The following is a 13552-nucleotide window of genomic DNA, read 5'->3' as shown; positions in this document are numbered from 1 at the left end:
GATGGCATTCGTCGAGCCTGCCACGTTGCGGTCGCGCGGCATCGCGCTGGTGCCGCTGTCGCTGGCCCACGAGGACGGCCTGCGCGCAGCGGCCGCCGACGGCGAGCTCTGGAACCTCCGAGTGACCTCGGTGCCCGAGCCCGAGGACACGCGCGGCTACATCGTGGCGGCGCTGAAGATGCGCGAGGACGGCAACCGCTTCGCCTTCGCCGTCACCGACGAAGCCAGCGGCACGGTGCTCGGCAGCACCAGTTTCCACGACATCCTGCCCGCAGTGAAACGGGTCGAGATCGGCTACACCTGGTATGCGAAGCGCTGCCAGCGCACGCACGTCAACACCACCTGCAAGCTCTTGATGCTCACGCATGCCTTCGACGCCCTGGGATGCCATGTGGTGGGCTGGCGCACCGACAACTTCAACCATGCCTCGCAGCGCGCAATCGAGCGGCTCGGCGCCCGCAGGGACGGCGTGATCCGCGGCCATGCGATGCGCCGCGACGGCACCATCCGCGACACCGTGATGTACAGCCTGCGCTCGGGCGAATGGCCCGAAGTGCGGGCGCAGTTGCTCTACCTGCTGGACAAGCCCCGAACCCCTGCTTCCGACCGGGAGTGATTCGCCATGCTGATCGACTTTTTCTACACCCTGCGTTCGGCCAAGCTGCCGGTATCGGTCAAGGAATACCTGACGCTGCTGGAGGCGCTGCAGGCCGACGTGGTCGGCCCGAATTCCGACGGCGCCTTCGGCCTCGACGACTTCTACTACCTCTCGCGCACCGCGCTGGTGAAGGACGAGAAGCACTACGACAAATTCGACCGCGCCTTCGCCGCCTACTTCAAGGGCGTCGAGATGCTGGCCGACTTCACCAAGGAAGTGCCGCTCGACTGGCTGCGCAAGACGCTCGAGCGCGAGTTCACGGCCGAGGAAAAGGCCAAGATCGAGAAGATGGGCTGGGACGAGCTCATGGAGACCCTCAAGAAGCGCTTCGAAGAGCAGAAGGAGCGCCACGAGGGCGGCAACAAGTGGATCGGCACCGGCGGCACCTCGCCCTTCGGCCACGGCGGCTACAACCCGCAGGGCGTGCGCATCGGCGGCGCCGGCAAGAACAAGAGCGCGGTCAAGGTCTGGGACCAGCGCGCCTACAAGGACTACGACGACAGCCAGGAACTCGGCACCCGCAACATCAAGATCGCCCTCAGGCGCCTGCGCAAGTTCGCGCGCGAGGGCCACGAGGAAGAGCTGGACCTGGACGACACCATCCGCTCGACCGCGGCGAATGCGGGCTACCTCGACATCAAGATGGTGCCGGAGCGGCACAACAACGTGAAGGTGCTGCTGCTGATGGACGTCGGCGGCACGATGGACGAGCACATCCAGCGCGTCGAGGAGCTGTTCTCGGCCGTCAAGACCGAGTTCAAGCACCTGGAGTTCTATTACTTCCACAACTGCGTCTACGACTTCATGTGGAAGAACAACCGCCGCCGCTTCTCCGAGAAGTTCGCGACCTGGGACATCATCCGCAAGTACAACAAGGACTACAAGCTGATCTTCGTCGGCGACGCGACCATGAGCCCGTACGAAATCCTTCAGCCGGGCGGCAGCGTCGAATACAACAACGAAGAGGCCGGTGCCGAGTGGATGCAGCGGCTGACCCACGCCTTCCCGAAGTTCGCCTGGATCAACCCCGAACCTCAGGGCGTCTGGCAGTACCGCCAGAGCATCGCCGTGATGCAGCAGCTGGTGTCCCACCGCATGTACCCGTTGACGCTGCGCGGCCTCGAGGACGCCATGCGGCTGCTCTCGAAGTAGCACACTCCGGGCCGGGCTGCCGCGGCAGCGCCAACAGACATGTAAAAAAAGTGCAGGCGTCGAATCTTTACGTTACAGTTAAAACTTAAAGATTCAAAAAACGTCCACCCCACATTTCGGAGGGGATCATGTCTGCCTTGCTGTCGCATCACGTCGACATCCCGGTTCATGCGAAACCGATACCGGTGGTGTCGCTGGCTCCCCTGCTGGGGCCGCGAGAAGACTATCTCTGCATCCGGGGAGTGCGTCTGCCGCTGGCCGAGCTCGTCGACCACACGCTTTTTTCTGCCGCGCGACGCGACAGCCTGCGCCAGCAGATGCGCGACGCCAAGCCATTTCCGCACCTGGTCCTGGACGGCATCTTTCATCCGCTGTTGCTCGATCTCGTGGCCGAAGAATTCGACCTGCTGCCGCGGGAGAACTGGGTCGACATCAAGAGCAGATACGAACTGCTTCGGCGTTCAGGGTTCAATGTCCAGCTGGGCCCGGCCTCGCAACTCTATTTCGACCTCATCAATTCGGGCTGGTTCAGCGAATGGCTGTCCTCGATCAGCGGCGTGCCCTATCTGCTGCCCGATCCCAAGCTGTTCGGCGGCGGGCTGCACGAGAGCCGGACCGGAGCCACCTTCGCCATCCATCGGGACTTCAATCGCCATCCCCACCTGGGTCTGAAGAACGAGATGGTCTTCATCACCTACCTCAACAAGGGCTGGGATCCCGCCTGGGGCTCGGCGCTGGAACTCTGGGACAAGAACAAGAAGCGCTGCGTCAGCAACGTGCAACCCGAATTCGGCCGCACGATCGTGCTGCCGCACGGCCCTGCCAGCTACCACGGCCATACCCAGCCGCTGCAGGCGCCCGACGGACGCCCGCGCCGCTCGGTGGCGGCCTATTACTACAGCAGCCCGCTCGCCGGCAAGCAGCACGGCGTCGAAGCCGGCACCGTCTTCATGCAGAGGTACCGGGTCGACCAGGCCAAGGCCATCGCCCGGATGCTCATGCCGCCGCTGCTGTGGTCGCTGGCGCGAAAGGCCGTTCGGCGCTGAGCGAAGGCGGCCTTCAGGGCGCCTGGAGCCCTTGAGCATGCTGTCAGAATCGCCGCATGCTTTGGGTGGTCCGATCGTATGCGCCGGCGTGGTTGCCGGCGTTGTTGTTTGCAGCCGTTCTCTTTTTGCCAGGTTGCAGTCTGTTGCCCCAGAAGGACGCAGCAGAATCGGACGCGACCGCCAGCCCCGTGGCGAGCGAACGCCGGGCCGCCGGCGATGCCTTCACGGTCGACGTCCAGGCGCCGAAGATGGTGCGCGACTACCTCGAGCGCCATCTGGAGATCCAGCGCTTTCGCGAGGTCGACGATCTCGGCGCCATCGAGATCTCGCGGCTGATGGTCGCCGCCGAAGCCAATGCGCGGGAGCTGCTCAACACCCTCGGCTATTTCACGCCGACGCTCACGCTCGAACTCCGGGAGACGCCCGGCGGCAAGGCGCCGCGGGAGGTGAGGATCACGGTCGAGCCCGGCCCGATCACGCACGTGAGCAACGTCCAGATCGGCTTCAGCGGGCCGATCGCGGAGGACCCCGCCTCCGAGTCGCAGCGCGATGCGATTCGAACCGGCTGGGCGCTGCGCGCAGGCCAGCCGTTCAACCAGCAGGCCTGGGACAACGCCAAGGCCGCGGCCTTGCGCAGCCTGACGGCCAGGCGCTATCCCACGGGCAGCATTCTCACGAGCCAGGCCGACATCGACGCCGACCGCAGCGAGGCAAAGCTCAGCGCGACCTACGCCTCCGGCCCGGCCTTTCGCTTCGGGCCGCTGGTGGTGAACGGCAGCCAGCGCTACCCCGCCGACGACGTGCGCCGGCTCGCGCGCGTGCCCACCGGCGCCGACTACGACCAGCAGCAGTTGCTCGACGCCCAGCAACGGCTGGCGAGCAGCGGCTACTTCAACTCGGTGTTCCTCACGATCGACACCCAATCCGACCCACTCGCGGCGCCCGTGATCGCCCAGGTGCGCGAGGCGCCGCTGCAGCGGGTGGTGCTGGGCGTCGGCTTCACCACCGACAGCGGCGCTCGCCTGTCGATCGACCACTCGCACAACGACATGCCGCTGCTCGGCTGGCGCGCCGTGTCGAAGCTCACGCTCGACCGCGACACGCAATCGCTGGGCACCGAGTGGAGCGCGATCCCTGACGACAGCGGCTGGCGCTCCTTTTCGTCGGCGCTGCTGAAGAGCGAGGTGTCGGGCAGCTTCACGGTCGACAGCGGGCGTCTGCGGGGCGGCCGCAGCAAGGCCGGCGACCACATCGACCGCAGCGCCTTCCTGCAATACGACTATGCGCAGAACCACGGTTTCAATCCACCGCCATCGGCCTCGGCACTGAGCCTCAACTGGGGCTGGACCGGCCGCTATTTCGACAACGCGGCGGCACCGACGAGCGGCCAGGGCGTTGCGCTCGAACTGGCCGCCGGCTACACGCTGAGCGGCGAGCAACTGCCCTTCGCGCGCACCTACGTGCGCTGGACCGGCTTCATTCCGGCCGGCACGGTGAGCAACGCCGACCGAACCCAGACCCGCAGTGCCCGCGTCCAGCTGCGCGCCGAAGCCGGCGCGGTGAACGCCGCGGACCGCGCCCAGATTCCGTCGACCCTGAACTTCCTCACCGGCGGCGACACCACGGTGCGCGGCTACGGCTACCGTTCGATCGGCGCCGTCAAGCCCGACGGCCAGGTCATCGCCGGGCGCTACCTCGGCGTGGCGAGCGTCGAGTGGCAACGGCCCTTCGTCTACGACGGCCAACTGACCGCCTGGGACAGCGCCGTGTTCGTCGATGTCGGCGCAGTGGCCGACCGGCCCGCCGAAATGGCAGCGAAGGTGGGGGTGGGCGTCGGCGCACGCTGGGCCAGCCCGATCGGGCCGGTGCAGATGGATCTGGCCTACGGCATCCAGGTGCACGAATTCCGGCTCCACCTGCGTCTGGGCTTCACGTTCTAGATGCCAACTCGCCTGCTTCATGACGACTGACCACCACACGGCAACCATGCCCGCACCGGCGGTGCGGCGCTCGCGCGGCCAGCGCGCCTTGCGCGCGCTGGCGTGGGGGGTCACCGGGCTGGTGGTGCTGGTGCTTCTGCTGGGCGCAGGGGCCTGGTGGTGGCTGGGGTCGGACCAGTCGCTGGCCTTCGCATTGGCGCGCACGGCACGCTACCTGCCGGCCGGTCAGTCGCTGGAGAGCCGAGAGGTGACCGGATCGTTGCGCGCCGGCGGGCGCATCGGCTGGCTGCGCTGGGAGAGCGAAAGCCTCGCCGTCGAGGTCAGGGATGCCCGCATCGGCTGGCAGCTGGCGCCGTTGCTGCGGCGCCGGGTGCAGCTCGGCGAGGTGCACGCGGCGCAGGTGGTGATCGAGCGTCGCACCCCAGCCGAGAGCACGCCGGTGGAGCCGATCGAACAGCTCGTTCTGCCGGTGACGGTGGACCTGCCTTTCAAGATCGACGAACTGCGCTGGGCCGGCCCCCCTGCCCTGCAGGCGACCCAGCTCGAAGGCAGCTACCGCTACGCCGACGCACACCACCAGCTCGAGATCGCCGGCGTCGACATCGCCGACGGCCACTACGACGCACAGCTTCGCCTGCAGGGGCCGGCGCCGATGGCGATCGACGCCACGCTGAACGGCCGGGTGCGCGCGCCGCTCGCGCAAGACCGCAGCATCGACGTCCGGGCCGAGGCGAGCGTCAAGGGCGCGCTGGCCGGTGCGGATGCGCGCCTTGCGGTGGCCGCCGAACTCCACCCCGTCGAGGAAGGCGGGGAAAAGCCGATGCAGGCGCGGCTACAGGCCAACCTGGCACCCTGGCAGCCGCAGCCCGTGATCGACGCCAAGGCCGCGTTGCAGAACGTCGACCTGGGGCGCCTCTGGCCGGAAGCACCCGCCACGCTGCTGAGTGGCGAGATCGAGGCCGGTCCCGACGCCACGGCCACGGGCGGCGCGCAGGCCTGGCAGGCCAGCGCGCAGATCCGCAACGCGTTGCCGGGTCCCTGGGACGAGGCGAAGCTGCCGGTCGAGCAGCTCGATGCCCGCGCCCGGTTCGACGGCAGCACCTGGACACTGCCGCAGGCGAGCCTGCGCGCCGGTGGCGGCCGCATCGAGGCCGAAGGCAGCTGGAGCCCCGCGCCGGCCCCCTGGCAGGCGAAGGCCACCGTGCGGGGCGTGAAGCCCGGCGCGCTCCACACCCGGCTCGATGGCGCGCCGGTGAGCGGCCGCATCCAGGCCGAGCAGGCCGGCCAAGCGCTGCAGTTCGACCTCGCGCTGCAGGCCGAGGGCGGCGCCGGCGCCGCAGGCGACCTGCAGGGCCTGCGGCTGGAGCGCGCGCTCGCCAAGGGCCAGTGGCAAGACCAGGTGCTCGACCTGCGCAGCCTGCGCATCGAGGCCCAGCGCGCCAGCGTCGAAGGCCGGCTGCAACTGCGCGTCGACGAAGAGGCCGCCAGCGGCAGGCTGAACCTGGTCGTGCCGGGCGCCACGGCGCTGGTCGATGGCCGCATCGCGCCGGCCACGGGCGGCGGCGAAGTCCAGGCCCGGGTCGAGGACGCGGCCGCGCTGCAGCACTGGATCGAAGCGCTGCCCGAACTCGAGGGCCTGTTCGCCGGCGCGGCGCTGCAAGGCAACGCCCGGCTCGACGCCAGCTGGCGCGGGGGCTGGCAGGCGATCCAGCGACGGCTGCAGAGCGCCGGCGAACCGGCCCCGCGCGGCGCGGCCGAGCCGACGCTGCAGGCCACGCTGACCGTCCCCGAGCTCGAACTGAAGCTGCCGCCGCCCGAGACCGGCACCCCCCGCGACCCGGTCAACGTGAGCGGTGTGCGCGCCGAGCTGTCGGGCAGTCTGTCCCAGGCGACGCTGGCCCTGAAGGGCGAAGCCACCAGCGGCAGCCGCAAGCTCACGCTCGACACCCGCGCCAGCGGTGGCATCGAACGCAGGAACCAGTGGAATGCGACGCTGGCCAGCGTGCGGGTCCAGGCGCTCGACAGCGCGCGTCCCGACGCCAAGCCGTGGGTACTGGAACTCGCCAGCCCGGTCAGCGCCAAGGTGCGCACCGTCCCGGGCGACAGCCCGAGGCTCGACGTGGAAGCCTCCGCGGCGGCCGCGACGCTCAAGGGCCCGGTGCCCGGCACGGTGAAGATCGACTGGCAGCCGCTGCGCTTCAGCCGCACCGGCAGCGAGGCGCTGCGCGCCTACCGCCTGCAGTCCAGGGGCCGGTTGCAGGGCTTGCCGATGGCCTGGGCGGAGCTGCTGGGCAACGGCGACACGCTGGCGCAGGTCGGCTTCAGCGGCGACCTGCTGTTCAACGGCGAGTGGGACATCGACGCCGGCGACACGCTGCGCGCGAAGGCCCGCCTGATGCGCGAGAGCGGCGACCTCCGGGTCCAGGCCGGCGAAGCCGCGCTGGTCACGCGCATCCACAGCCATGGGACGGGAACGGCCAGCGAACGCACCATGGATGCCGCCGCCGGCCCCGGCACCAGCACGCCGGCCGGCCTGCGCCGCGCCGAGCTCACGCTGGACGCCGAAGGCGACACCGTGCGCGCCAACCTGGCCTGGGACAGCGAACGGGCCGGCGAGATCCGGGTCGAGGCGAGCACGCGGGTGCAGCAGCGCCAGGGCGGCTGGCAGTGGGGCGACGACGCGCCGCTCGCGGGACGGGTCACGGCGAAGATGCCGAACCTGGGCGTCTGGTCGATGCTGGCGCCGCCAGGCTGGCGGATGGCGGGCACGCTGGAAGCCGACGCCACGCTCGCGGGCAGCCGCCGCGACCCGCGCTGGAACGGCACCCTGGGGGCCGACCAGCTGGCGCTGCGGGCGCTGGTCGAGGGGCTGGACCTGCGCGACGGCCGGCTCCGGGCCACGCTCGCGGGCAACCGGGTCGAGATCAGCGAATTCACCCTCAAGGGCGGCACCGGGGCCCAGACGCGCATCCCTGGCCAGAGCGGGAACCTCAGCACCGCGGCCAGCGAGGCCGCGCGCGACGGCGGCACAATCTCGGCGCGCGGCGAACTGGCCTGGGGCGCCGCGCCGGCCGCCGGCGCCGGAACCGGCATCCGCATGTCGGTCCAGGCCCAGTTGCGCGCCCTGCGCGTGCTGGTGCGCGCCGATCGCCAGGTCACGCTGTCGGGCGACCTGCAGGCCCGGCTCACGGACGGGCAGTTCACGGTGCGCGGCGATCTGAAGACCGACCGCGCCGTCATCATCCTGCCCGACCAGACCGCGCCCGGCCTGGGCAGCGACGTGGTGATCCGCTCGGCGGCGATCGATCGGGAAGCCGCGGCGCAGGCGCAGCGCCGGGCGGCCGAAAACCAGACGGAAGTCGCCCGGGCCCAGACCGCGAAACCGCCGGACATCGCGGTGAAGTTCGATCTCGGCACCGATTTCGCCGTCCAGGGCCGCGGCATCACGACCCGGCTGGAGGGCCGGCTCGACATCCGCAGCACCGCGTTGAACGCCCCGCCGCGCATCACCGGCGAGATCCGCACCGTCGCCGGCCAGTACCGCGCCTACGGGCAGGCGCTCAACATCGAGACCGGTGTGGCACGCTTCAACGGCCCCTTCGACAACCCGCAGCTCGACATCCTCGCGATCCGGCCGAACATCTCGCAGCGCGCCGGCGTCGCGATCACCGGCACCGCGCAGTCGCCCCGCGTGCGCCTCTATTCGGAGCCCCAGCTGTCGGACCAGGAGACCCTCACCTGGCTGGTGCTGGGACGCGCCTCGGCCACCAGCGGCGGCGAGTCGGTGCTGCTGCAGCAGGCCGCGCTGGCGCTGCTCGGCGGCCTCGGCGGCGGCAGCGGCAGCGGACTGGCGAGCCGCTTCGGCCTCGACGAGATCGGCTTCAAGGGCCCGGGCAGCGGCGGCGACGTGCGCGATTCCGCGGTCACCGTGGGCAAGCGCGTCGCGCGGGACTTCTACATCACCTACGAGCACAGCCTCGGCGGGACGCTGGGCTCGCTGTTCATCTTCTACGACCTGACGCGGCGGCTCACGCTGCGGGCGCAGGCGGGACAGCAGAGCGCGATCGACCTCATCTACACCGTGCAGTTCGACTAGATGTTGCTCGCCCCCAGGTTGCCCCGCACTGCGTGTCGGGGCACCCCCCTGCCGGGGGCAACACCAGTGGCCCGGCAAAGCCGGTTCCACGGTGGCACTGTTGCTCGCCCCCAAGTTGCCCGCACTTCGTGTCGGGCGCCCACCCCCTGCCGGGGGCAACACCAGTGGCCCGGCAAAGCCGGTTCCACGGTGTTTCACCCACGGGCCTGGCTACGCCGGCCGTCGAACGGAGGGACGGCGGGGCGAACTGGTAAAGTTCGGTCGCTCTGGTCCTCGTAGTTCAATGGATAGAACGGGGTCCTCCTAAGACTCAGATACAGGTTCGATTCCTGTCGAGGGCACCAGGCAATATCGCAACGGCTTGCGGCCGTTGTTCAGCTTCCGATCAGGCAGCCCCGCCGTTTGATGTAACAATAATGTGTTACATATCGGAGAGCTGGGGACGCATGCCGAAACTAATTCTGATGAAGGGTCCCGCCAGGACCAAGCAGGTTGCCCTGTTCACGGGGGAAACCACCATCGGTCGGGCTTCGACCAACGACATTGCGCTCGACTCGATGCAGGTGAGCCGGCGACACGCCGTCGTCACGATGGACGGTCCGTTCGCAACGATCCACGACCTCGGCAGCCGCAACGGCGTTTACGTCAACAGCGTCAAAGTGCAGTCGTTCGTCCTGGCCAGCGGCGACGAAGTCTCGATCGGTACTTTCAAGCTCCGCTTCCTCTCGCACGGCGACGAATCCTCCGAAGTCGACGCCATGCGCCTCATGACGACCCCGGAACTTCTGGCGGACCTCGACCGCAGTCGCGAAACCTCGCTGGCCCGGGCCTGACCGGATCCCCGGCATCGAGGGCCCGCAGGACTACGGAGCGGCGGCGCAGCCCGCGAGCGTGAAGACGCGCTCGCCCATACCAAGGCTCGCAAGGCGCTGACGCCGCTGCAAGCCGGTTCCGGCCGGAGCTAGGGCGCCAACGGCGCGCTCGGCGCCATGCCCCGTTCCGGCGCCCGGTGGCGGATCAGTTCGGCGTGCCGCCCTGCGGGTTCACCTTGCGGTTCGGATGACGGGCGTTGCGCGTGGCTTCGCGCTTCTGGCCCGCGGCGGCGGACTTGCCGGTGCCGATCGCACCGCCCTCGGGCGTGTTCAGGGTGTCGCCGCCCACGGGCTTGATGTTGCCCTGCGGCCGGGCGTCGACCTTGGCTTCGGCGCGCTCCTGGGGCTTGCTGTTCATGATCGGAGCACTTTCCGACGAGGCGCCCTTGGGGGCTTGCGCGTGGGCGCCCGCGGCGAAGAGGCCGGCGATCATGATGGCGAGAATTTTGCTCATGGGGTTCCTCAGAGAGTTTTTCGAGTGAAAGCCTCCTGCAGGGGGCAGGAAGGCCAGCGGCAGCATAAGGCCATGATCGCTTGATGGATATAAGCACTTGGTGCAAATCGCCCATGAAATCCCCCTCAAACAACAACTCGCGCGGGAGGCCACGCGACTGACTTTTGGCGAAAGCACTAGCTCAGTTCGCGGCGCAGCGCCTGGACGTCGGTGTGCAAGGTCTTCGCCCAGACGCGGCGATCGCGGCCCAGCGATGACTGGGGCTCGCCGAATCGCACGATCGCCAGCAGCGGCGGCGCCTTCAGCGTGGCCCACAGCGAGCTCACCAGGTTGTCGTCGCCGATGTAGCGCGGCGCATGGCTGGTTTCGCCGCTGGTCGCATCGGCAAAGCGCAGCGCGGCCGGCTGCACCGGCGCGCCGGCCGAGATCGCCGCCTGCAGCAGGTTGGCGTGGAAGGGCAGCAGGCCGCCGCCGTCGCTGGTGGTGCCCTCGGGAAAGACGGCGATCACATCGCCTGCGCGCAGCGCCTCGGTCATGTGATGCACCACGCGCACCGCATCGCGCCGGCGCTCGCGCTCGATGTAGAGCGTGCCGGCGCCGGTCGACAGGGTGCCGATCAGCGGCCATTGGCCCACCCCTGCCTTGGAAACGAAGCGCACATGGCGCGCCGCATGGATCGCCAGGATGTCCAGCCAGGACAGATGGTTCGACACCACCAGCACCGGCCCCTGCGTGGGCGGTGTGCCCAGCACCGTGAGGCGGACGCCCATCAGGTTCAGCATGCGCTCGGCCCATTGCTGGACATGCTGTTCGCGCTCCGCGGGCGAAAGCCGGGGAAACCGGATCCGGATGGTCCACCAGCCGGCCAACGCGTGCGCGATCGCGCGCAGCAGCTTCAAGCTGGCGGACAGGCCGTGCATCAGCCGTGCACCACCCGCCCGCCAACGAGCGTGAAACGGGCTCGGCCGCGCATCGCGTAGTCGCCGAAGGGCGTGTGCTTGCCCTGGCTCTTGAGCGTCTCGGGCCGCACCAGCCACTCGTGCGTCGGGTCGACCACGCAGAGGTCGGCCGCACCTCCCGCGGCCAGCCGGCCCACGCCTTCGGCGTTCAGCAGCCGCGCCGGCGCGGCGCTCACGACCTCGATCGCGCGCCGCAGACCGGCGCCGCTCTGCTCACCCCACAGCAGCGCCAGAGGCAGCAGCAGCTCGAGACCGGTCGCGCCGGGCTCGCTTTCGGCGAAGGGCAGCGTCTTGGCATCGGCTTCCACCGGCGTGTGGTCGGACACCAGCGCGTCGATGGTGCCGTCGGCCAGTCCGGCCGACAGCGCGTCGCGGTCGCGCTGCTGGCGCAGCGGCGGGTTGAGGCGCGCGCGGCTGTCGAAGAAACCGATGTCGGTGTCGGCCAGATGCAGCGAATTGATGCTGACGTCGCAGCTGATCGGCAGGCCCTCGGCCTTGGCCGCGCGCACCTGCGCGACCCCGGCCGCGCTCGACAGGCGGCACAGGTGCACCCGGGCGCCGGTGCTGCGCATCAGCTCGACGATGGTGAAGATGGCGATGGTCTCGGCCGCGACCGACACGCCCGACAGCCCGAGGCGCGTCGCCAGCGGCCCGCTGGCGGCGACGCCGCGGCCGAGGTCGCGGTCCTGCGGCCGCAGCCACACCGTGTAGCCGAAGGTGCTCGCGTACTGCAGCGCACGCTGCAGCACCTGCGTGTTGCCCAGCGGCACCTCGGCCTGGCCGAAGCCGATGCAGCCGGCCTCGGTCAGCTCGGCCATCTCGGTCAGCACCTCGCCGGCCAGCCCGCGCGTCAGCGCACCGAGCGGGAACAGGCGCGCGCGCTGCATCTTCTCGGCCCGGAACTTGAGCATCTCGACCAGCCCCGGCTCGTCGAGCACCGGGTCGGTGTCGGGCGGGCAGACCAGGCTGGTGACGCCGCCGGCAACGGCCGCGCCCATCTCGCTCTCGAGCATGCCTTCGTGCTCGTAGCCGGGCTCGCGCAGCCGCGCCGCCAGGTCGACCAGGCCGGGCACGACGAGGCAGCCCTGGGCGTCGAGCGTGCGCTCGGGCCGGAACTCGGGCGAGACATCGCCGATGGCCTGCACGACGCCGTCGGCAATCGCGATGTCGGCCTGGCGGTCGAGGTTCGAAGCCGGGTCCACCACGCGCCCGTTGACGATAAGAATATTCATGTTGGTTCTCTACTCAGCGACGGGAAATGGCGGGGGAGCGGCGTAGCGAGCGGCCCGAGGTCGCGTCGCGCAGCGCCCGTACACGCGTACGGCGAGCAGCGCAGGCGCGAGATCGGGGCGCGCAGTAGCCGAGCACCCGCCATTTCATGCTTCGTTACCTGCGACGATGCTCATGACCGCCATTCGCACGGCGATGCCGAAAGTGACTTGCGGCAGGATCACGCTCTGGCGGCCGTCGACCACCGCCGAGTCGATCTCGACGCCGCGGTTGATCGGTCCCGGGTGCATCACGATCGCATCCGGCTTGGCGAGCTGCAGCTTCTCGGGCGTCAGGCCGAAGGTCTTGAAGAACTCCTGCGACGAAGGCAGCAGCGCCCCGCTCATGCGCTCGTTCTGCAGCCGCAGCATGATGATCACGTCGCAGTCCTTGATGCCTTCCTCGAGCGTGTGGCACACGCGCACGCCCATCTGCGCCATGTCCGACGGCACCAGGGTCTTGGGGCCGACCACGCGCACCTCGGCGCAGCCCAGCGTGGTGAGCCCGTGGATGTCGGAGCGCGCCACGCGCGAATGCAGCACATCGCCGACGATCGCCACCGTCAGGTTGGAGAAGTCCTTCTTGTAGTGGCGGATCGTGTACATGTCGAGCAGGCCCTGCGTCGGGTGCGCATGCCGCCCGTCGCCCGCGTTCACCACGTGCACGTGCGGCGCCACGTGCTGGGCGATCAGGTAGGGCGCGCCCGACTCGCTGTGGCGCACCACGAACAGGTCGGCGGCCATCGCGCTCAGGTTGGCGATGGTGTCGAGCAGCGACTCGCCCTTGGTCGCCGAGGAGCGCGCGATGTCGAGATTGATCACGTCGGCCGACAGCCGCTTGGCCGCGATCTCGAAGGTGGTGCGGGTGCGCGTCGAGTTCTCGAAGAACAGGTTGAACACGCTCTTGCCGCGCAACAGCGGCACCTTCTTGACCTCGCGGTCGCTGACGCTCGTGAAGTTGGCCGCGGTGTCGAGGATGTGGGTGACGATGTCCTTGGGCAGGCCCTCGATCGACAGCAGGTGGATCAGCTCGCCGTTCTTGTTGAGTTGGGGGTTGCGTTTGTAGAGCATCAGGCCTCCCCCCGGGCCGCCCCAAGGGAGGCCTGC

The 13552-nt window shown here is 69.4% G+C and carries 10 protein-coding genes and 1 tRNA gene; 7 read left to right on the top strand and 4 right to left on the bottom strand.

Annotated elements, in window-relative coordinates; translation table 11 throughout:
* The first annotated feature begins 1 nt into the window (after position 1).
* From AC1D2O_RS11530 to AC1D2O_RS11500, 7 genes are all read left to right on the top strand, one after another.
* Positions 2–616, top strand: a complete 615-nt coding sequence (locus tag AC1D2O_RS11530) for a GNAT family N-acetyltransferase (RefSeq protein ID WP_478157016.1) — start codon at positions 2–4, stop codon at positions 614–616.
* A gap of 6 nt (positions 617–622) precedes the next feature.
* Complete coding sequence (locus tag AC1D2O_RS11525) at positions 623–1810, top strand: vWA domain-containing protein (RefSeq protein ID WP_478157014.1); 1188 nt, start codon at positions 623–625, stop codon at positions 1808–1810.
* A 128-nt stretch (positions 1811–1938) separates the two neighbouring features.
* Entirely contained in the window at positions 1939–2856 is a 918-nt protein-coding gene (locus AC1D2O_RS11520; RefSeq protein WP_478090105.1) for a 2OG-Fe(II) oxygenase, read from the top strand.
* 56 nt (positions 2857–2912) lie between these two features.
* Positions 2913–4796 carry an autotransporter assembly complex protein TamA gene (locus AC1D2O_RS11515; protein ID WP_478090106.1) on the top strand — a complete coding sequence of 628 codons (1884 nt, stop codon included), beginning with the start codon at positions 2913–2915 and terminating at the stop codon, positions 4794–4796.
* 19 nt (positions 4797–4815) lie between these two features.
* On the top strand, positions 4816–8892 hold the full coding sequence (locus tag AC1D2O_RS11510) for a translocation/assembly module TamB domain-containing protein (protein WP_478090107.1): 4077 nt from the start codon (positions 4816–4818) through the stop codon (positions 8890–8892).
* A gap of 269 nt (positions 8893–9161) precedes the next feature.
* Positions 9162–9236, top strand: a tRNA-Arg gene (locus AC1D2O_RS11505).
* 120 nt (positions 9237–9356) lie between these two features.
* The gene (locus AC1D2O_RS11500) at positions 9357–9725 is read left to right on the top strand and encodes an FHA domain-containing protein (RefSeq protein ID WP_478090108.1); all 369 of its coding nucleotides are present in this window, start codon (positions 9357–9359) and stop codon (positions 9723–9725) included.
* 184 nt (positions 9726–9909) lie between these two features.
* On the opposite strand, the gene AC1D2O_RS11495 is transcribed toward AC1D2O_RS11500, so the two are convergent.
* The 4 genes from AC1D2O_RS11495 to AC1D2O_RS11480 form a co-directional block, all read right to left on the bottom strand.
* The gene (locus AC1D2O_RS11495) at positions 9910–10218 is read right to left on the bottom strand and encodes a cell envelope biogenesis protein TolA (RefSeq protein ID WP_478090109.1); all 309 of its coding nucleotides are present in this window, start codon (positions 10216–10218) and stop codon (positions 9910–9912) included.
* A 176-nt stretch (positions 10219–10394) separates the two neighbouring features.
* Positions 10395–11138, bottom strand: a complete 744-nt coding sequence (locus AC1D2O_RS11490) for a lysophospholipid acyltransferase family protein (protein ID WP_478090110.1) — start codon at positions 11136–11138, stop codon at positions 10395–10397.
* Positions 11138–12409 (bottom strand): dihydroorotase, encoded by a 1272-nt coding sequence (locus AC1D2O_RS11485; protein ID WP_478090111.1) that lies wholly within the window; start codon positions 12407–12409, stop codon positions 11138–11140. Before AC1D2O_RS11485 ends, AC1D2O_RS11490 begins: the two co-directional genes overlap by 1 nt.
* A gap of 144 nt (positions 12410–12553) precedes the next feature.
* Entirely contained in the window at positions 12554–13516 is a 963-nt protein-coding gene (locus tag AC1D2O_RS11480) for an aspartate carbamoyltransferase catalytic subunit (protein WP_286370034.1), read from the bottom strand.
* Positions 13517–13552: the final 36 nt, after the last annotated feature.

This window comes from Variovorax sp. P1_G12, assembly GCF_056405555.1.
This window is presented reverse-complemented; position numbering and strand designations above follow the sequence as displayed.